A 15169-nucleotide genomic window follows, 5' to 3' on the forward strand; every position below is an offset into this window, starting at 1 on the left:
CGATGCGCGACATCAATTTCCTCACCGAGAAAAACGCCAAGCCGATCTGGCATCCGATGGCACACCCGGCCGAGATGCGGGCCAACCCGCCAAAGGTGATCATGAAAGGCGAAGGCGTGATGGTCACAGACATCGACGGCAACACCGTGCTCGATGCGGTTGGCGGCCTGTGGAACGTCAATCTCGGCTACTCCTGCGACCCCATCAAGAAGGCCATCGCCGACCAGCTCAGCGCCCTGCCCTACTATTCCGGGTTTCGCGGCACGTCGACCGGCCCGTCGATCGAGCTCGCTTACGAACTCAGCGAATGGTTCGAACCGGAAGGCATGGTGCGGACCTTCTTCACCTCGGGCGGCTCGGATTCGGTCGAAACCGCACTGCGGCTCGCCCGCCAATACTGGAAGATCCGCGGCCAGGGCGACCGGACAAAATTCCTTGCCCTGAAGAAGGGCTATCACGGCACACATTTCGGCGGCGCGTCGGTCAACGGCAACGCCAATTTCCGCCGCAACTATGAGCCGCTTATGCCCGGCGTCTTCCACATTCCCGCACCCTGGACCTTCCGCAATCCGTTCGACGAGACCGATCCGGCGCGGCTGGCCAAACTGTGCGCCAAAGCGCTGGAGGACGAGATCGCCTTCCAGGGCGGCGACACCATTGCCGCCTTCATCATGGAGCCGGTTCTCGGCGCCGGAGGCGTCATCGTTCCGCATGACAGCTTCATGCCGCTGGTCCGCGAGATATGCGACCGCCACGAAATCCTGCTGATCGCCGACGAGGTGGTCACGGGCTTCGGTCGCACCGGCGCCTGGTCGGGTTCGCGGCTATCCGGCGTGAAGCCGGATTTCATGACCATCGCCAAGGCGATCACCTCGGGCTATTTCCCGCTCGGCGCCACCTTGATCGGCGCCAAGGTCGCCGACGTCTTCGAGGCCGACAAGACCAGCTTCGGGGCGATCGGTCATGGCTATACCTATTCCGGCCATCCTGTCGGCTGCGCGGCAGGGCTGGCTGCACTTGCCGAGACCAAACGGCTTCGCCTGGACGAGAATGCAGCCGCGCGCGGCATCGAGCTGGCGGCGACGCTGGAGGGGCTAAAAGCCAAGCACGCGATCGTCGGCGACATCAGGTACAAGGGCCTGATGGCTGCGCTAGAGCTGGTCTCCGATCGCACGACGAAAAAGCCGGTGGACAAGAAGACCATGGCCGTGGTTTCGGAAGCCACTTATGACGCCGGCGTCATGCTGCGCGTGTCCGGCAACAACATCATCCTGTCGCCGCCGCTGATCATCGGCGCCGCCGACGTGGCAAAGATCGGCGAGGCCATCGATGCAGGTCTGTCGAGGGCCTGATGGACCCGCTGACGCAATGGAGTTTGGTACGCAATGACCCAATCTGAGAAGAACCCGAGCGAGGAAGCGCTCGTCAAGCGGCGTGCCCGCCTGCTCGGCGCGAAATCGCAATTGTTCTACGACGAGCCCGTGCACCTGGTGCGCGGCGAAGGCGTCTGGCTCTACGATGCCGACGGCCGCAAGTATCTCGATGCCTACAACAACGTCGCCCATGTCGGCCATTGCCACCCGCATGTGGTCGAGGCCTTGTGCCGTCAGGCAAGCCTGCTCAACACCCACACACGCTATCTGCATACCGCAATTCTCGACTATGTCGAGCGGCTGACGGCGACCTTCGATGCAAGCCTCGCCACCGCAATCCTGACCTGTACCGGCAGCGAGGCCAACGACATAGCGCTGCGCATGGCGCAGGCCGCCTCCGGCAATATGGGCATCATCGCCACCGACGCCACCTATCATGGCAACACGGCGGCGGTTTCGCAGCTCAGCACGCGCATGCCTCCGATCCGCGGCCGCGCCCCCCATGTCAGGCTGGTGCCGGCCCCCGACAGCTATCGCCATCCCGATGCGATGGCCAATGGCAAGGCCTTTGGCGACGCCGTGCGTCAAGCGATCGCCTCGCTGGCACAGGATGGCATTGGCCTGTCTGGCATCATCTTGTGTCCGCTGCTCGCCAATGAAGGTTTCCCGGCTCTGCCCACCGGATTTTTCGACGACGCCTTGGGGGCCGTGCGCGAAGCCGGTGGTCTGGTCATCGCCGACGAAGTGCAGCCCGGCTTCGGCCGCACCGGCAGCCATTTCTGGGGCCATCAGCGCGCCGGCTTCGTCCCCGACATCGTCACCATGGGCAAGCCGATGGGCAATGGCCATCCGATCGCGGCCGTGGTCACCACCAAGGAGATACTGGCGACCTTCCGCGACGCTTTCCGCTACTTCAACACCTTTGGCGGCAACCCGGTCTCCTGCGCAGTCGCCAATGCCGTCCTCGACGTCATCGAACAGGAAAACCTTGTCGCCAACGCGCAAGACGTCGGCGCCTATGCGCTTGGCCTGCTGCGCCCGCTGGCCGATCGGCATGAGTGCATCGGCGAGGTCAGGGGGGCCGGACTGTTCTTCGGCGCCGAGCTGGTCCACGACCGCGACACGCGCGAACCGGCGCCCGACATTGCCGAGCAGGTCGCCAATCGCATGCGCCATCGCGGCGTGCTGATGGGCAAGACCGGCATCCACGGCAATGTGCTCAAGATCCGCCCGCCCATGCCGTTCTCGCGCGACAATGCCGAGTTCCTGATCGGCCTGCTGGACGAGGTGCTGGGCCAAGTCGGCGGAGTGCCGGCGTGAATTCTGTTTCCACCCAATCCCAGCCCGAAACGGCAGCCGATGTCACGGAGCTCGCCAGGCGTGCGCTCGAACATTGGGGCGTCCGCAACTCTGAGCCGGAACTTCTGAAGCACCGCGAGAACGCCGTCTTCCGCGTGCGGCTGCCGGATGGCCAGCCGGCAGCCATGCGCATCCACCGGCTCGGCTACCACACGGACGCCGCGCTGCGTTCGGAACTGCAATGGATGGGCTTCCTGCAATCCGCCGGCGTCGCCACGCCGTCTTGCGTCGCAACACAGGCCGGCGATCCGTTCGTGCTTGTCAGAACGGCCACCTCGGCGCAGCCCCGGCAGGCCGATTGCCTGAGCTGGCTGGAGGGCCGCGCCGTGGGCGCACGCGGCGTGCCACTGGCCCACACGGCCGACCAGTCGATCCAGATCTTCACGGCGATCGGGCGGACCATCGCCCATATGCACAATGTCACTGCCTCGTGGACGCCGCCCGCGGGCTTCGTCCGCCATGCCTGGGACTTCGACGGCTTCTTCGGTGCGAACCCGGTCTGGGGCCGGTTCGAGACCTCGCCCTTTCTCGATGGTCCTCGCCGCGCGCTGGTCTTGCAGGCGCGCGACAAGGCAGTGAAGGCGCTGTCGGAACATGAGCGCAGCGCGTGCAATTTCGGCATCATCCACGCCGATCTGGTGCGCGAAAATGTGCTCATCCATGACAGCGCGGTGCGCATCATCGATTTCGACGATTGCGGCCATGGCTGGCACATGTACGACCTTGCCGTCGCCCTCTATCAGAACCGCGAGGAGGCGATCTACCCGCTGATCGAAACCGCTTTGCTTGACGGCTACCAGCAAGAGCGTGCGCTGATCCCGCAGGACATCGCCGCATTGCCTCTATTCGCCGCGTTGCGTGCCTTCGCCTTTCTTGGCTGGGTGCAAAGCCGCGTCGAAGGCGACATCACCAGGGATGTCGGCTTGCGGATGTCGACCATCGCAGCCGATGTGGTGATTGACTACCTGCGCGGCGAACAGCCCAACTGACGAGCCGATGAGAGCCGTCAGCTCTTGGCGAAATGGATGCTGACCGTTCCCGAGCTGCCGAAGTCGGCGACGATGGTATCGCCGGGCCGCGCCTCGACCGGGCGCACAAACGATCCGGACAGCACCACCTCGCCGGCCGCGATGGACATGCCGTAGCGGGCGAGCCTGTCCGCCAGCCAGGCAATGCCCATCGCCGGATGGTTGAGCACGCCGGCGCCAAGCCCGGTCTCCTCGACCTCCGCATTGCGCGAGACGATGGCGCCGATCCAGCGCATATCGGCTTCATCGGGTCGTTGCGGCCGGCCGCCGACGACAATGCCGGCATTGGCGGCGTTGTCGGAAATCGTATCGAAGAAAGTGCGCGCCTTCTTTGTCTCGGCATTGACGCGTTCGATGCGCGTGTCGAGGATTTCGAGCGCCGGCGTGATATAATCGGTGGCGTTGAGCACGTCGAAGATGGTCACGCCTGGGCCCCTCAGCGGCGCCTTCATGACGAAGGCTATCTCGGCCTCGACGCGCGGCTGGATGAAGCGGCCGACGGGTATCGTCGCGCCGTCGTTGAAGAACATGTCGTCGAACAGCACGCCCGAATCCGGCGTGTCGATGGCGAGCGCATATTGCATCGCCTTCGATGTCAGGCCGATCTTCCAGCCCTTCGGGGTCAGCCCGGCATCGGTCTTGCGTTTCACCAGCGCTGCCTGGACGCGATAGGCATCCTCCATCGTCGCGTCGGGAAAATCGAGGCTGAGCAGACGGATCTGGCGGCGCGAACGCTCGGCTTCGAACAGCCTTGCCGCGGCATCTTCAACTTGCTCGGGGGTCACGATGCTGCCTCGTCGACGACCCCGTTGCGGAGCACGCCGATGCCGTCGGCTTCGACTTCGATCACGTCGCCCGGCTTCAGCCAGATCGGCGGGTCGAAGCGGGCGCCGGCGCCGGTCGGCGTACCGGTGACGATGATATCGCCTGGCACCAGCGTGGTGAAGGTGGAGACATAGGCGATGATCTTGCGGAACGAGAAGATCATCCGGCTGGTGCGGTCCTGCTGGCGCAATTCGCCATTGACGCGGGTGGTCAGCGCGATGTCGGCAATCTGCGCCTCGTCGGTGAACGGCACCAGCCACGGACCGAGCGAGCCGGTGCGGTCGAAATTCTTGCCCTGCGTGACGTTGAACTTGGCGTGCCGTACCCAATCGCGAATGGTGCCTTCGTTGCACAGGGATAGTGCCGCGATATGGTCAAGCGCATCCCTCTCGGCGATGCGTCGTCCACCCTTGCCGATGACGATGACGATCTCGCCCTCATAGTCCAGCTGCGGCGATTCCGGCGGCCGCACCAGCGGCGCGTCGTGGCCGACGAAGGAGCGGGGGAAGCGGATGAACAGCGACGGGTTGGAAGGCGCGGCCTGGCCGTCCTTGTACTCTTCGTTGCGGTCCGGGTAGTTGACGCCGACGCAGATGATCTTTTCCGGCGACGGCAGAGGGATTTCATAAGCGATGGCGCCGACTGGAAAATCGACGGCGTAGGCTTCGGCCTCTTCCGCCAGCCGCCGTAGCACGCCGGCCTCGATCACTTCGCGCAGCGTCGGCCACTGGCTGTGCCGCGCCGACAGGTCGACGACGCCCTTATCTGTGACCGCGCCATAGCGCGTCTTGCCGCCGACGGTGAAGGTGGCGAGCCGCCCAGGTGCAGTCATCCCGGTCTCCGTCAGGTTCGCGTCTGTGGTCACGGTGCGATGATCGGCGACGCCGTCAAATCCGGTTGGCGTGCGGCCGCGCCGGCAAAGGTGCTGCCCTCCTCGAACCAGCTTTTCGGCGCCGGCGCGCCCCACAGCGTCTGGCGCTGCGGGTCCTTGAGGTCCCACTTGATCGGCTCCAGATCCGGATCGACCGTCTGGTAGTCCGAGCAGTAGATCTCGATGCGGTGATTGTCCGGGTCTCTGACATAGAGGAAGAAGGCGTTGGAAATGCCATGCCGGCCGGGGCCGCGCTCGATATTTGCGAGGTAACCCGTCGTCGCCATCAGATCGAGCAGGTCGATGATGTTGAGCGGTGTCGGCACCCAGAAGGCGACGTGATGCAGGCGCGGACCCACACCGTTGGTGAAGGCGATGTCGTGGACGCCGCCCTTGCGGTGCGTCCAGGCCGCCCACAGCTTTCCGCTACTGGCATCCTCGGTGTATTCGGTGACGCGGAAGCCAAGCTCGTTGTAGAAGGCGACGGACTCGTCGACATTGGGCGAGAAGCAGTTGAAGTGGTCGATGCGCAGCGGCTTCACGCCCTTGTAGAGCGCATATTTCTGATGAATCGGCGGCAGCCTTTCCATTTGGGCAAAGAACTCGAGCGGAATGCCGTGCGGGTCGCGGGTGCGGAAGGTGCGCGACTGGTACGGTCGCTCGACCCACTCGACCGGCAGGCCTTTTGCCTTGAAGAAGTGCTCGGCCTTGTCGAGATCCTCATCCGAGAAAACCTTGAAGCCGAGATCGCGTGCTTCGGCGCTGCCGGCCCTCTTCAGCACGATGCAGTGGTGTCCGCGCTCTTCCAGGGCCCTTAGATAGATGGCGTCCGATGTCTCGTCGGTAACCTGCAGGCCGAGCGTGTCGACATAGAAGGCGCGGGATTTCGCAAGGTCGGTGGCCGCCAGTTCGACATGGCTGAGGCGCACGATGTTGAAGGCGGGATAGAGGTTTGGTTTGGGCAGTGGCATGCGATGTCCTCCGGTCAGCCGCCGAGTTTCTGGATCGTGTGCGCTGAAGTGGCGAAGGCGATGTTCTTCGTCTCCATGTAGAAATCGAAGGAATGGTCGCCGCCGTCGCGGCCGATGCCGGAATTCTTGACGCCGCCGAACGGCGTCGGCAAATGCCGCACATTCTCCGAATTGACCCAGATCATGCCGGCGTCCAGCGCATCGGTGAAGCGGAAGGCGCGGGTAACATCCGACGTCCAGAGATAGCCGGTCAGGCCGTATTGGGTGTCGTTGGCCAGCGCCAGCGCTTCGGCCTCGTCCTTGAAGGAAATGGCGGTCAGCACCGGCCCGAAAATCTCTTCCTGGGCAATGCGCATCCTGTTGGTGGCGCCGGTAAACAGCGTCGGGCTGACATAGCAGCCACCGCCCGGACCGGCGAACTTGCCGCCGCCGGCGGCTACCACCGCGCCTTCCGATTTGCCGATCTCGATATAGGAAAGCACCTTTTCCTCGTGCACCGGATGGATCAGCGGACCAACCACCGTTTTGGGATCGAGCGGATGGCCAACCTTGATGCGCTTTGCCTTCTCCGCAACCAGATCCGTGAATGTGTCGTAGACCGAGGCTTCGACCAGAAGCCGCGACGATGAGGTGCAGCGTTCGCCGTTGAGCGAGTAGATCATGAACACGGCCGCATCCGCCGCACGTTCGAGATCGGCGTCGGCGAAGACGATCACCGGGTTCTTCCCGCCCAGTTCGAAATGCACGCGCTTCAGCGTATCGGCGCCTTGTTTCATGATCATCGAGCCGGTGCGGCTCTCACCGACAAAACCGATCGCCTTGATGTCAGGGTGCTCGGTCAGCGCCTTGCCGGCGTGCTCGCCGAGGCCGTTGACCAGGTTCCACACGCCTTTCGGCAGGCCGGCCTCCTTCGCGATCTCGACCAGCAGGCGAGCGGTCAGCGGCGAAAATTCGGCCGGCTTGTGGACGACGGTGCAGCCTGCCGCCAGCGCCGGCGCGATCTTCCATGTCGACAGCATGAACGGCGTGTTCCACGGCGTGATGATGCCGACCGGGCCGATCGGCACGCGCGTGGTGATGTTGACCTGGCCTGTCGTGCGCAGCGTCTCGCCGTCGCGCGCTTCCGGCGCGCGGTCGGCGAAGAAGCGGAAATTCTCGGCGCCGCGCAGCGCGGCCTTGGCCATGAATTTCAGCGCCTGGCCGGTGTCCATGCACTCGACGAAGGCGATCTCCTCGGCGCGCGCTTCGATCGCATCGGCTATCTTGTGCAGCAGCTTCTTGCGCCCGTCGCCCGGCATGGCGGCCCAGGCCGGGAACGCCGCCTTTGCCGCCTTGGCGGCGCGGTCGATATCGGCGGCGCTGCCACGCGCGACCTTGGCCAGCGGCTTGAGATCGACCGGCGACATGGCCTCGAAGGTCGAGCCATCCACCGCCGGCACCGCTTCGCCGCCGATCTGGTTCAGCACGCCGTCGCGCTTGAAACGGGCCAGATAGGCCTCGGCCTTTTTCAGATTGCCTTCGAGGTCGGACATATCAGCTTCCGTCACTTGCCGCGCAGTCGCGGGTGGATTGCATTTTTCTTCCAGCTCAGGACCGGATCGATTTCCCTGATCTCCAGGGAAAGAGCGAAATGCGGGGTCTCGAACAGGGGGGCGAGGTATTCGCTCACGGCGGAGAAGACCGCCTCCCCGGTTCGTCTCTTGTCCTCGGCACTGCGGCCGGTTCCAATGCGAAACGACATGTCGAGAAAGGCGTTTTCCGGTAAGCTGTCGGCGATCGCATAGGCCTCCGCGCGGAAGGCCCGCACCCGCACCGCGCCGGTTTCAAACAGCCCGGTGCCGAGCACGGTGCGCAACACCAGCGCGCACAATTCGCTCATGTCGACCTTGGCATCGAGGTTGGCCGAATACTCGATGGAAAAGTGAGGCACCGCGTCTCGCTCCCCGTATTGTTCCACTGCTGTAGTTAACGCGTTAATTACATGCAGCATCACTGAAGTCAAGCCTTGCATCCAAGTTGAGGCGACGATACGGGATGGAAAGGTCAGGTTTTGGCGTGCGGTCCCGCCGACCGCCCGCATCATTGGGGACGCTGCTTCTTGCTGCCTGAAAACACCCGTCGTTCTCTGCCGATGGCGCTGCTCCATGCCCGCGAAGTGGTGATGGCGCGGTTTCGTCCAATGCTGGCGGCGCATGATGTGACCGAACAGCAATGGCGCGTGCTGCGCGTTCTGAGCGAGGCCGGCCCTGTCGAGGCGACGGAACTTGCCGATCGCGCTTCGGTGCTGCCGCCCAGCCTGACACGCATCATCAAGACGCTCGAGGGCCGAAAATTCATCACCCGCAACAAGGCGGAAGGCGATGGCCGCCGTGTCGTGCTGACGATCGCCCCGGCGGGTTCCGCCCTGATCGATGCCTTGTCGCCGGAACGCCTCGTCATCTACCGCGACATCGAACAGCGCTTCGGACATGAGAGGCTCGAGCAATTGCTCGATCTGCTGGAGAGCCTGATCGCCGGCGAGAGCTGATTGCTGCGGCTCAGCCGCCAAAGCTGCCAAGCCGCGTCGGCTGCGTGTAATTGCGGTCGACATAGAGCAAGGCCGAGCCGCCGCTGCCGTGCCTGACGTCGATAACGCGGCCGATCATGACATTATGCGTGCCGACGATGTGCACATCCTCGATCTCGCAATCGAAATTGACGATCGCATCGGACAGCGCTGGCGTCCCCGAGGTCAGCGTTTGCCAGCGCGCCGCCGAATAGCGTGCCTCCATGTCCCTGGTCGCGCCGGCGAACTTGCCGGCCAGGTGCATATGGTCATGCGTCAGCACGTTGACGCAGAAGCGCCGGTTGGCGAGAAACATGGCCGCCTGCGTCGAGCGGCCGTTCATGCACACCAGCAGTGTCGGAGGTTCGTCCGACACACTGCACATGGCGGTGGCGGTGAAGCCGCCGCGCCCGGCCGGGCCATCTGTCGTGACGATGTTGACCGGCGCGCAGACCCTTGCCATGGCGTCGCGGAAATCGGCCTTCGAAATCTGCGTGGCCATCTGACATCACCCCGCCGATGAAGCGAGCGGATTGAGCCAGGTATCTCCCGTCCAGCCATTCTCGTCATAGTCGGCCATGCAGGTATCGACCAGTTCTTCCATGGCCTTCAGCCGGCCGCCGCGTTCGGCGCCCTTCAGCACCTGCAGCCGCACCTCTTCCGGCGCACCGGCATAGTTGAGTTCGTAGAGCGCGTGGCGGCCGCCGAACTCGGTGCCGGTCGCGTCCCACAACAGTTTCATGATCTTGATGCGCTCGACATGGCCCATGTCGTTGGAACCGCGCACATACTGCGCGAGGTATTTGTCGATCTCGGGATTGTTGAAGTCGCGCACCGATGACGGCAGGTAGATCAAGCCGGAGGCGATCACCCGGCGCACCGTGTCGATGACGCGCGGATAGGCTTCCGACATGAAAGTCCGGTAGGCAAGGGCTGCTTCCAGGTTGGGCAGGACAGCGCCATTCGCCCAGGGGATCGGATTGTAGGCCATGGCGTTGGAAAAGCTCCAGAACATGTGTCTGAGCGCGATGACCTCGCCCAGCGCCGCCTGGTTGCCGCGGAAGGCATCGCCGCCGGTGGCGCGCAGCGCCTTTGCCAGCAGGCCGGCGAGGAAGTCGAGCTTGACGGCAAAGCGTGTGCAGCCCTGGAAGCAATAGCCATGCATGAAGCCCGAAGCCGGATGGAAGGACAGGATTTTCTGCGCCTCGCGCAGCACCAGCACGTCCTCCCAGGGGATGAAGACATTGTCGAGCACCAGGATGGCATCGTTCTCGTCGAAGCGCGACGACAACGGATAGTCGAACGGAGCCGCCGCCGTGTTGGCCGTCTGCTCATAGGAGACGCGGCAGAACATCTTTACCCCCGGCGCATTCATCGGCACGATGAACATGACCGACAGCGACGGATCTTCGGTGACCGTCGCCGAACTCTGCGCCAGGAAATTGTAGTGGGTCAGCGCCGAGGACGTCGCCACCACCTTGGCGCCGGAGACATAGATGCCGGCGTCGGTCTCCTTGGTGATGTGGACGAAGACATCCTTCACCTGTTCGGCCGGCTTGTGGCGGTCGATCGGCGGGTTGACGATGGCGTGGTTCATGAACAGCACGGCTTCCTGCGCACGCTTGTGCCAGGCGAGCGCATTGTCCTTGAACGGGCCGTACCAGTCGGCATTGGCGCCGAGCGTGTTCATCAGTGCCGCCTTGTAATCGGGCGTGCGGCCCATCCAGCCATAGGACATGCGTGACCACTCGGCGATCGCGGTCTGCTGGGCCGCGAGTTCGCCGGAGGATTTGGCGACGCGGAAATATTTGTGGGTGTAGCCGCCCGAACCGGTATCGGTAGGCGAGGTCAGCGTGCCCTGCCGCTTGGGATCGTGCAGCGCATCATAGAGGCGCGCCAGCGACCGCGCCGAATTGCGCATCGCCGGATGGGTGGTGACATCGGCGACGCGCTCGCCGTTGATGTAGACCTCGCGGCCGTCGCGCAAGCTCTCCAGATACTCGGCCCCGGTGAACGGGCGCCCATTGTCGGCACGAAAGTCTTCCGATCGCATGATGTTCCTCCACTTATGGCATCAACTCTAGCGCTCCTGGCAAGGATCGGTTAGGACGTAACGGCAAAACCGATTGGACTTTTTCCGGCGCCATGAGCCTCAATTCCATTCCTGATTTCTTTGTCTATGGCGAGCCGGTGCGGCCGCTTGATGTCGGCTTCCTGCATGTCGAGACGGTGCTTGCGCGCAGCAACATTCATCTCGGCCAGGTTGCCGCGCACAAGCATCCGCAAATGGGCCAGATCACCTACTGGACCAGCGGCTCCGGCACCTACCGCATCGAAGACCAATCCTGGGACTTTTCGGCACCGGCCGTCAGCTTCGTGCCGAGCACCATCGTGCATGGCTTCTCGATCGGGCCCGGCACCGACGCCATCGTCGTTTCGGTCGCCGATGATGCGCTTGCGGCAATAGCCGCTCACAGCCTGCTGCCATTGGACCGGCCGGTCTTTGCCGATAGCCTTCCTCAGCACGTCGCGTGGAAAAGGCTGGCGGCGGTGCTGGAGATGATCGCCGCCGAATATGCCGAGGCGCAGGCCGGCAGTGACAAGACCCTGCCGGCGCTGATCGCCGTCGCGCTCTCGCACATCGCGCGCCTTGGTCCCGAGGTAATGGATGCCACCGGTTCTTCCGATGCTGCATTGGCGCGCGGCTTGCGCCGTCTGGTCGATGCGCATTTCCGCGACAACTGGCCCGTCGACCGCTACGTCGGGGCGCTGGCCACTACACCGCATCTTCTCGACAAGGCCGCCCATACGGTGCTTGGCAGCGGCGTCAAGCGGCTCATGGGCGAGCGACGGTTGCTGGAGGCCAAGCGGTTGCTGCTGTTCACCGTGCGCACCGTCGAGGACATCGCCTACGAAATCGGCTTCGAAGATCCGGCCTATTTCTCACGCTTCTTCCGGGAGCGGGTTGGCCAGGCGCCCGCCGCCTGGCGCCGCGCGCAGCTGGGGCAGAGTTGAAGCTTCCGCGCCGGCCAGGATCAGGCGTTTGGGCCGACACGCCGGCCAGGCACGGCGCCGCCGAGTTGATCCACCTGTTGATAGGTGTTGCCGCGCAGCATCACCCCGCACGGCGCGGCGCATCGAGATTGATGTCGCCGCGAAACTTGCTGGTGTTTTGTCGCTTCCAAACGGTTCGTTATTTGAACCACCAATTTACGTGCTATGAGCGGACTGCAAGGTGGATTGGCTTCCGTCCCATGCGAAGTATCTTGAGGATGCACGATGAGCACAGTCGGCAAAGCGATATCGCTGTTGGAGCAGTTTACGCTCGGCGAACCGGAGATCGGCCTGTCCGAGCTCGCCCGCAAAACCGGCCTCGACAAGGCAACGGCGCGGCGCCTGCTGATGGCGCTGGCCGACCACCGCCTGATCGAACAAGAGCCGGCAAGCCGCCGCTACCGGCTCGGCGCCGGCCTGTCGCGGCTGGCCCGCTTTCGCGACGCGCATTTTCCCTTCGTGCGCGTGGCAGCACCTGTGGTTCGCGAGCTGGCGCTGGAAACCGGCGAGACGGTGCATCTGTCGGAATTCAGCGCCGGCGCACTGCTGACGGTCCATGTCGAGCTCTCGGCAAAGGCCAACCGGGTCAATGTCGATGTCGGCCAGGTGCTGCCCTTGCACGGCACCGCCTCCGGCATCGCCTTTCTCGCCGCTTCGCCTCGGGAAGCGGCCGAGGCCTATGTCGACAAGCCGTTGCCGACCTTCACGCCACACACGGTGACGCAGCCCGAAAGGCTGATGAAGGCGATCCGGCTTGCCGCCAAGCGCGGCTATTCCTCGAGCTCCCAAGGCTATGAAGAAGGCGTGCACAGCATAGCCGCGGCAATCCTCGGCTCCGATGGGCGTCCTCTCGGTGCGCTCGCGGTGGCCTCGCCTGTGTCACGCGCCGATGACAGCATGGCAGCCAGCCAGGGCGAAGCGGTGATCCAGGCGGCGCGGCTGATTTCAGCGCGCCTGGCCGGCGAAGCCTGACATCTCTACCGTCGCAGGGGAGATGATTAGCGGGTTAAGTTCCCAGCGGCGCACCGGCCTTGCCGCGAGACCGGAACGCTTCGTCTGGGACAGGCGGCTGGAGCGCAGCAAGGAAGAATTGTTGTCGCCCGCCCGCGCGTCGCCCACGATCTCGGAAATCGCCTTTGCCTGCGGGTTCAATTCGAGTGCGCATTTTTCGCGCGCGTTCGAGAGCCGGTACGATGTGGCCCGCGGGAGTTGCGCCAGAGGCTGAGGGCGGTGGTGCATTAAGGGGTGGGCCGTTTGCCGGATCTTGGAGAGCGCCGTAGCTCGCCGAAAGCCGGCATCCGGCAGCAAGTTCTACATATTGGCAGCGGTTGGCCGCACGATCACTTCGTTGACGTCGACGCCATCGGGTTGATCAAGCGCAAAACGGATCGCCCGTGCAATGGCGTCCGGTGTGAGCGACTTCTGCCGCCATTCTTTCAGAGCCGTGGCGACCTGAGGATCGCTGATATCGTCGCCCAGTTCGGTTGCGGTCACTCCGGGGGAGATGATCGTGGCGCGGATGTCGTCATGCTCCTGCCGCAGCCCCTCCGTGATTGCCCAGACGGCATATTTCGTGCCGCAATAGACCGCCGCGGTGGGCAGCACGATATGCGCGCCGACCGAGGCGACATTGACGATATGCCCATTCTTCTGGGCGACGAAGCGCGGCAGCACCGCGGCGATCCCGTTCAGCACGCCGCCGATGTTGACATTGATCATGCGAGACCACTCATCGCGCTTCAGCGCGGCAAGCGGCGACAGCGGCATGACGCCGGCATTGTTGACCAGCACATCGATCTGCCCGAATTCGGCATGAGCGGCATCGGCAAAGGCGTCGAAATTCGCCGCGTCAGTCACGTCGAGTTCGCGCCACGCGACGCCTTTGCCTATTTCTGCGGCCAGCGCCTTGAGCCGCTCGGTGCGGCGGGCCCCGATGAACAGTCTGGCGCCGGCACCGGCAAGTTCCCGAACCGTCGCTTCGCCGATGCCGCTGGAGGCGCCGGTGATGAGTACAACCTTGTCTTTAAGTCCCGTCATGATCGTTCCTTTTTCGCTGCGGTGACGGGGAGATAGATGGCGCGAACCGGCAAAGGCCGGTAGCGTGATCGTCCAAAGAGTTTGCACGATCCTCCAAATGAACTCGAAATGCCTTGCAACATTTCGCGCCATGAAGATTTATGCGGCATGGAGAAAATCAATGAACTCGCCGAGCTGATCACCCGCTTTGCGCCGAAATCTGGCATGGCCGGCACTGCGGTGCCGCGGCTGTCGCTCATTCGCGCCAACCAGCCCAGTGCACCCGTGCCTGCGGTCTACGAGGCGTCGCTTTGCATAATCGCCCAAGGATCGAAGCGCGTCTCGCTGGCCGACCAGAGCGTGGTCTATGACGCATCGAGCTATCTGCTCGTCTCGGTCGACCTGCCGCTGGTCGGGCATGTGTTGGAGGCGAGCCCGGCGGCGCCCTACCTCTGTTGCAAGATAGATTTTGATTCCACCGCGCTGGCCGAACTGCTTGTGAAAGAAGGACGTGCATCCCCCAGCAGGGATCTGCCGGTGTTAGCTGCCTATCCAAGTGACCCCGACCTGATTGATGCCGCCTGTCGGCTTGTCAGGCTGCTCGATCGCCCCGAGAGCGTCACCGTGCTGGCGCCGCTGATCGAACGCGAAATCCTTTACCGGCTCCTCACCGGACCGCACGGTGACACGCTTCGCCAGATGGCGTCGGTGGACAGCCACCTGAACCAGGTCAGCCGCGCCATCGCCACGATCCGCAATCATTTCCAGGCACAACTGCGCATCGAAGAGATTGCGGCGGCATCAGGCATGAGCGCGTCGTCCCTTCATGCCCATTTCAAGGCGATTACGCGCATGACCCCGCTCGAATACCAGAAGCAGCTGCGCCTGCAGGAGGCGCGAAGGATTATGCTTGCCGGCGGCGCAAACGCAGGCACGGCCGGGTTCGCGGTGGGCTATGACAGCCCTTCGCAGTTCAGCCGAGAATATCGTCGCCTGTTCGGTGCGCCGCCCCGGAAAGATATTGACCGCCTTCAGGCAACACCCAGTTCGGCTGCGGCTTATTGAGTTTTCCGAGCGGCATGCGCCAGCCATGGCTGGTCAGGAGCCAGCCGCCTCCAGGTGGCGAA

General features: G+C 63.8%; 16 protein-coding genes. 8 read left to right on the plus strand and 8 right to left on the minus strand.

Annotated features, from left to right (window positions below; genetic code table 11):
* Window positions 1-2: 2 nt before the first annotated feature.
* Genes NKI64_RS09765 through NKI64_RS09775 form a run of 3 tightly spaced genes read left to right on the plus strand, consistent with a single transcriptional unit; the run spans window position 3 to window position 3721 of the window.
* A complete protein-coding gene (locus tag NKI64_RS09765; protein ID WP_023708115.1) occupies window positions 3-1352 on the plus strand; it encodes an aminotransferase class III-fold pyridoxal phosphate-dependent enzyme in 1350 nt (449 codons plus the stop codon).
* Window positions 1353-1385: 33 nt separating this feature from the next.
* Entirely contained in the window at window positions 1386-2693 is a 1308-nt protein-coding gene (locus NKI64_RS09770) for an aminotransferase class III-fold pyridoxal phosphate-dependent enzyme (RefSeq protein ID WP_023729177.1), read from the plus strand.
* A complete protein-coding gene (locus NKI64_RS09775; RefSeq protein WP_023740566.1) occupies window positions 2690-3721 on the plus strand; it encodes a phosphotransferase enzyme family protein in 1032 nt (343 codons plus the stop codon). The genes NKI64_RS09770 and NKI64_RS09775 overlap by 4 nt, the downstream gene beginning before the upstream one ends.
* A 17-nt stretch (window positions 3722-3738) precedes the next feature.
* Here the strand turns inward: NKI64_RS09775 and hpaH are convergent, their stop codons facing one another.
* Genes hpaH through NKI64_RS09800 form a run of 5 tightly spaced genes read right to left on the minus strand, consistent with a single transcriptional unit; the run spans window position 3739 to window position 8357 of the window.
* A complete protein-coding gene (gene hpaH, locus NKI64_RS09780; protein WP_023749145.1) occupies window positions 3739-4548 on the minus strand; it encodes a 2-oxo-hept-4-ene-1,7-dioate hydratase in 810 nt (269 codons plus the stop codon).
* Entirely contained in the window at window positions 4542-5417 is an 876-nt protein-coding gene (locus NKI64_RS09785; protein ID WP_023738348.1) for a fumarylacetoacetate hydrolase family protein, read from the minus strand. The genes hpaH and NKI64_RS09785 overlap by 7 nt, the downstream gene beginning before the upstream one ends.
* A gap of 29 nt (window positions 5418-5446) precedes the next feature.
* Entirely contained in the window at window positions 5447-6427 is a 981-nt protein-coding gene (hpaD, locus tag NKI64_RS09790; protein WP_023704725.1) for a 3,4-dihydroxyphenylacetate 2,3-dioxygenase, read from the minus strand.
* Between the two features lie 14 nt (window positions 6428-6441).
* Entirely contained in the window at window positions 6442-7959 is a 1518-nt protein-coding gene (hpaE, locus tag NKI64_RS09795) for a 5-carboxymethyl-2-hydroxymuconate semialdehyde dehydrogenase (RefSeq protein WP_023704724.1), read from the minus strand.
* 11 nt (window positions 7960-7970) lie between these two features.
* Window positions 7971-8357, minus strand: coding sequence for a 5-carboxymethyl-2-hydroxymuconate Delta-isomerase (locus NKI64_RS09800; protein ID WP_023695203.1), 387 nt, complete (start codon window positions 8355-8357; stop codon window positions 7971-7973).
* Window positions 8358-8558: 201 nt separating this feature from the next.
* Between NKI64_RS09800 and hpaR the strand changes: the two genes are divergently transcribed.
* Window positions 8559-8954 (plus strand): homoprotocatechuate degradation operon regulator HpaR, encoded by a 396-nt coding sequence (gene hpaR, locus NKI64_RS09805; protein WP_023704722.1) that lies wholly within the window; start codon window positions 8559-8561, stop codon window positions 8952-8954.
* 10 nt (window positions 8955-8964) lie between these two features.
* Here hpaR and NKI64_RS09810 read toward each other — a convergent pair whose 3' ends face one another.
* Together NKI64_RS09810 and NKI64_RS09815 are read right to left on the minus strand one after the other, a co-directional pair.
* Window positions 8965-9474, minus strand: coding sequence for a flavin reductase (locus NKI64_RS09810; RefSeq protein ID WP_023667825.1), 510 nt, complete (start codon window positions 9472-9474; stop codon window positions 8965-8967).
* Window positions 9475-9480: 6 nt separating this feature from the next.
* Window positions 9481-11025, minus strand: coding sequence for a 4-hydroxyphenylacetate 3-hydroxylase N-terminal domain-containing protein (locus NKI64_RS09815; protein WP_352667765.1), 1545 nt, complete (start codon window positions 11023-11025; stop codon window positions 9481-9483).
* Window positions 11026-11117: 92 nt separating this feature from the next.
* Between NKI64_RS09815 and NKI64_RS09820 the strand changes: the two genes are divergently transcribed.
* The 3 genes from NKI64_RS09820 to NKI64_RS09830 all read left to right on the plus strand — a co-directional run bounded on the left by NKI64_RS09820 (window position 11118) and on the right by NKI64_RS09830 (window position 13251).
* Complete coding sequence (locus NKI64_RS09820) at window positions 11118-11987, plus strand: helix-turn-helix domain-containing protein (RefSeq protein WP_023667823.1); 870 nt, start codon at window positions 11118-11120, stop codon at window positions 11985-11987.
* Window positions 11988-12251: 264 nt separating this feature from the next.
* Entirely contained in the window at window positions 12252-12998 is a 747-nt protein-coding gene (locus NKI64_RS09825) for an IclR family transcriptional regulator (protein WP_023667822.1), read from the plus strand.
* Between the two features lie 22 nt (window positions 12999-13020).
* The gene (locus tag NKI64_RS09830) at window positions 13021-13251 is read left to right on the plus strand and encodes a helix-turn-helix domain-containing protein (RefSeq protein WP_023708113.1); all 231 of its coding nucleotides are present in this window, start codon (window positions 13021-13023) and stop codon (window positions 13249-13251) included.
* Window positions 13252-13337: 86 nt separating this feature from the next.
* Here the strand turns inward: NKI64_RS09830 and NKI64_RS09835 are convergent, their stop codons facing one another.
* A complete protein-coding gene (locus tag NKI64_RS09835; RefSeq protein WP_023682721.1) occupies window positions 13338-14063 on the minus strand; it encodes an SDR family oxidoreductase in 726 nt (241 codons plus the stop codon).
* A gap of 147 nt (window positions 14064-14210) precedes the next feature.
* On the opposite strand from NKI64_RS09835, the gene NKI64_RS09840 reads away from it, so the two are divergent.
* Window positions 14211-15107 carry an AraC family transcriptional regulator gene (locus NKI64_RS09840; protein WP_023667819.1) on the plus strand — a complete coding sequence of 299 codons (897 nt, stop codon included), beginning with the start codon at window positions 14211-14213 and terminating at the stop codon, window positions 15105-15107.
* The last annotated feature ends 62 nt before the right edge of the window (window positions 15108-15169 follow it).

The organism is Mesorhizobium sp. M0478, assembly GCF_040321305.1.
Classification (GTDB): Bacteria; Pseudomonadota; Alphaproteobacteria; order Rhizobiales; family Rhizobiaceae; genus Mesorhizobium.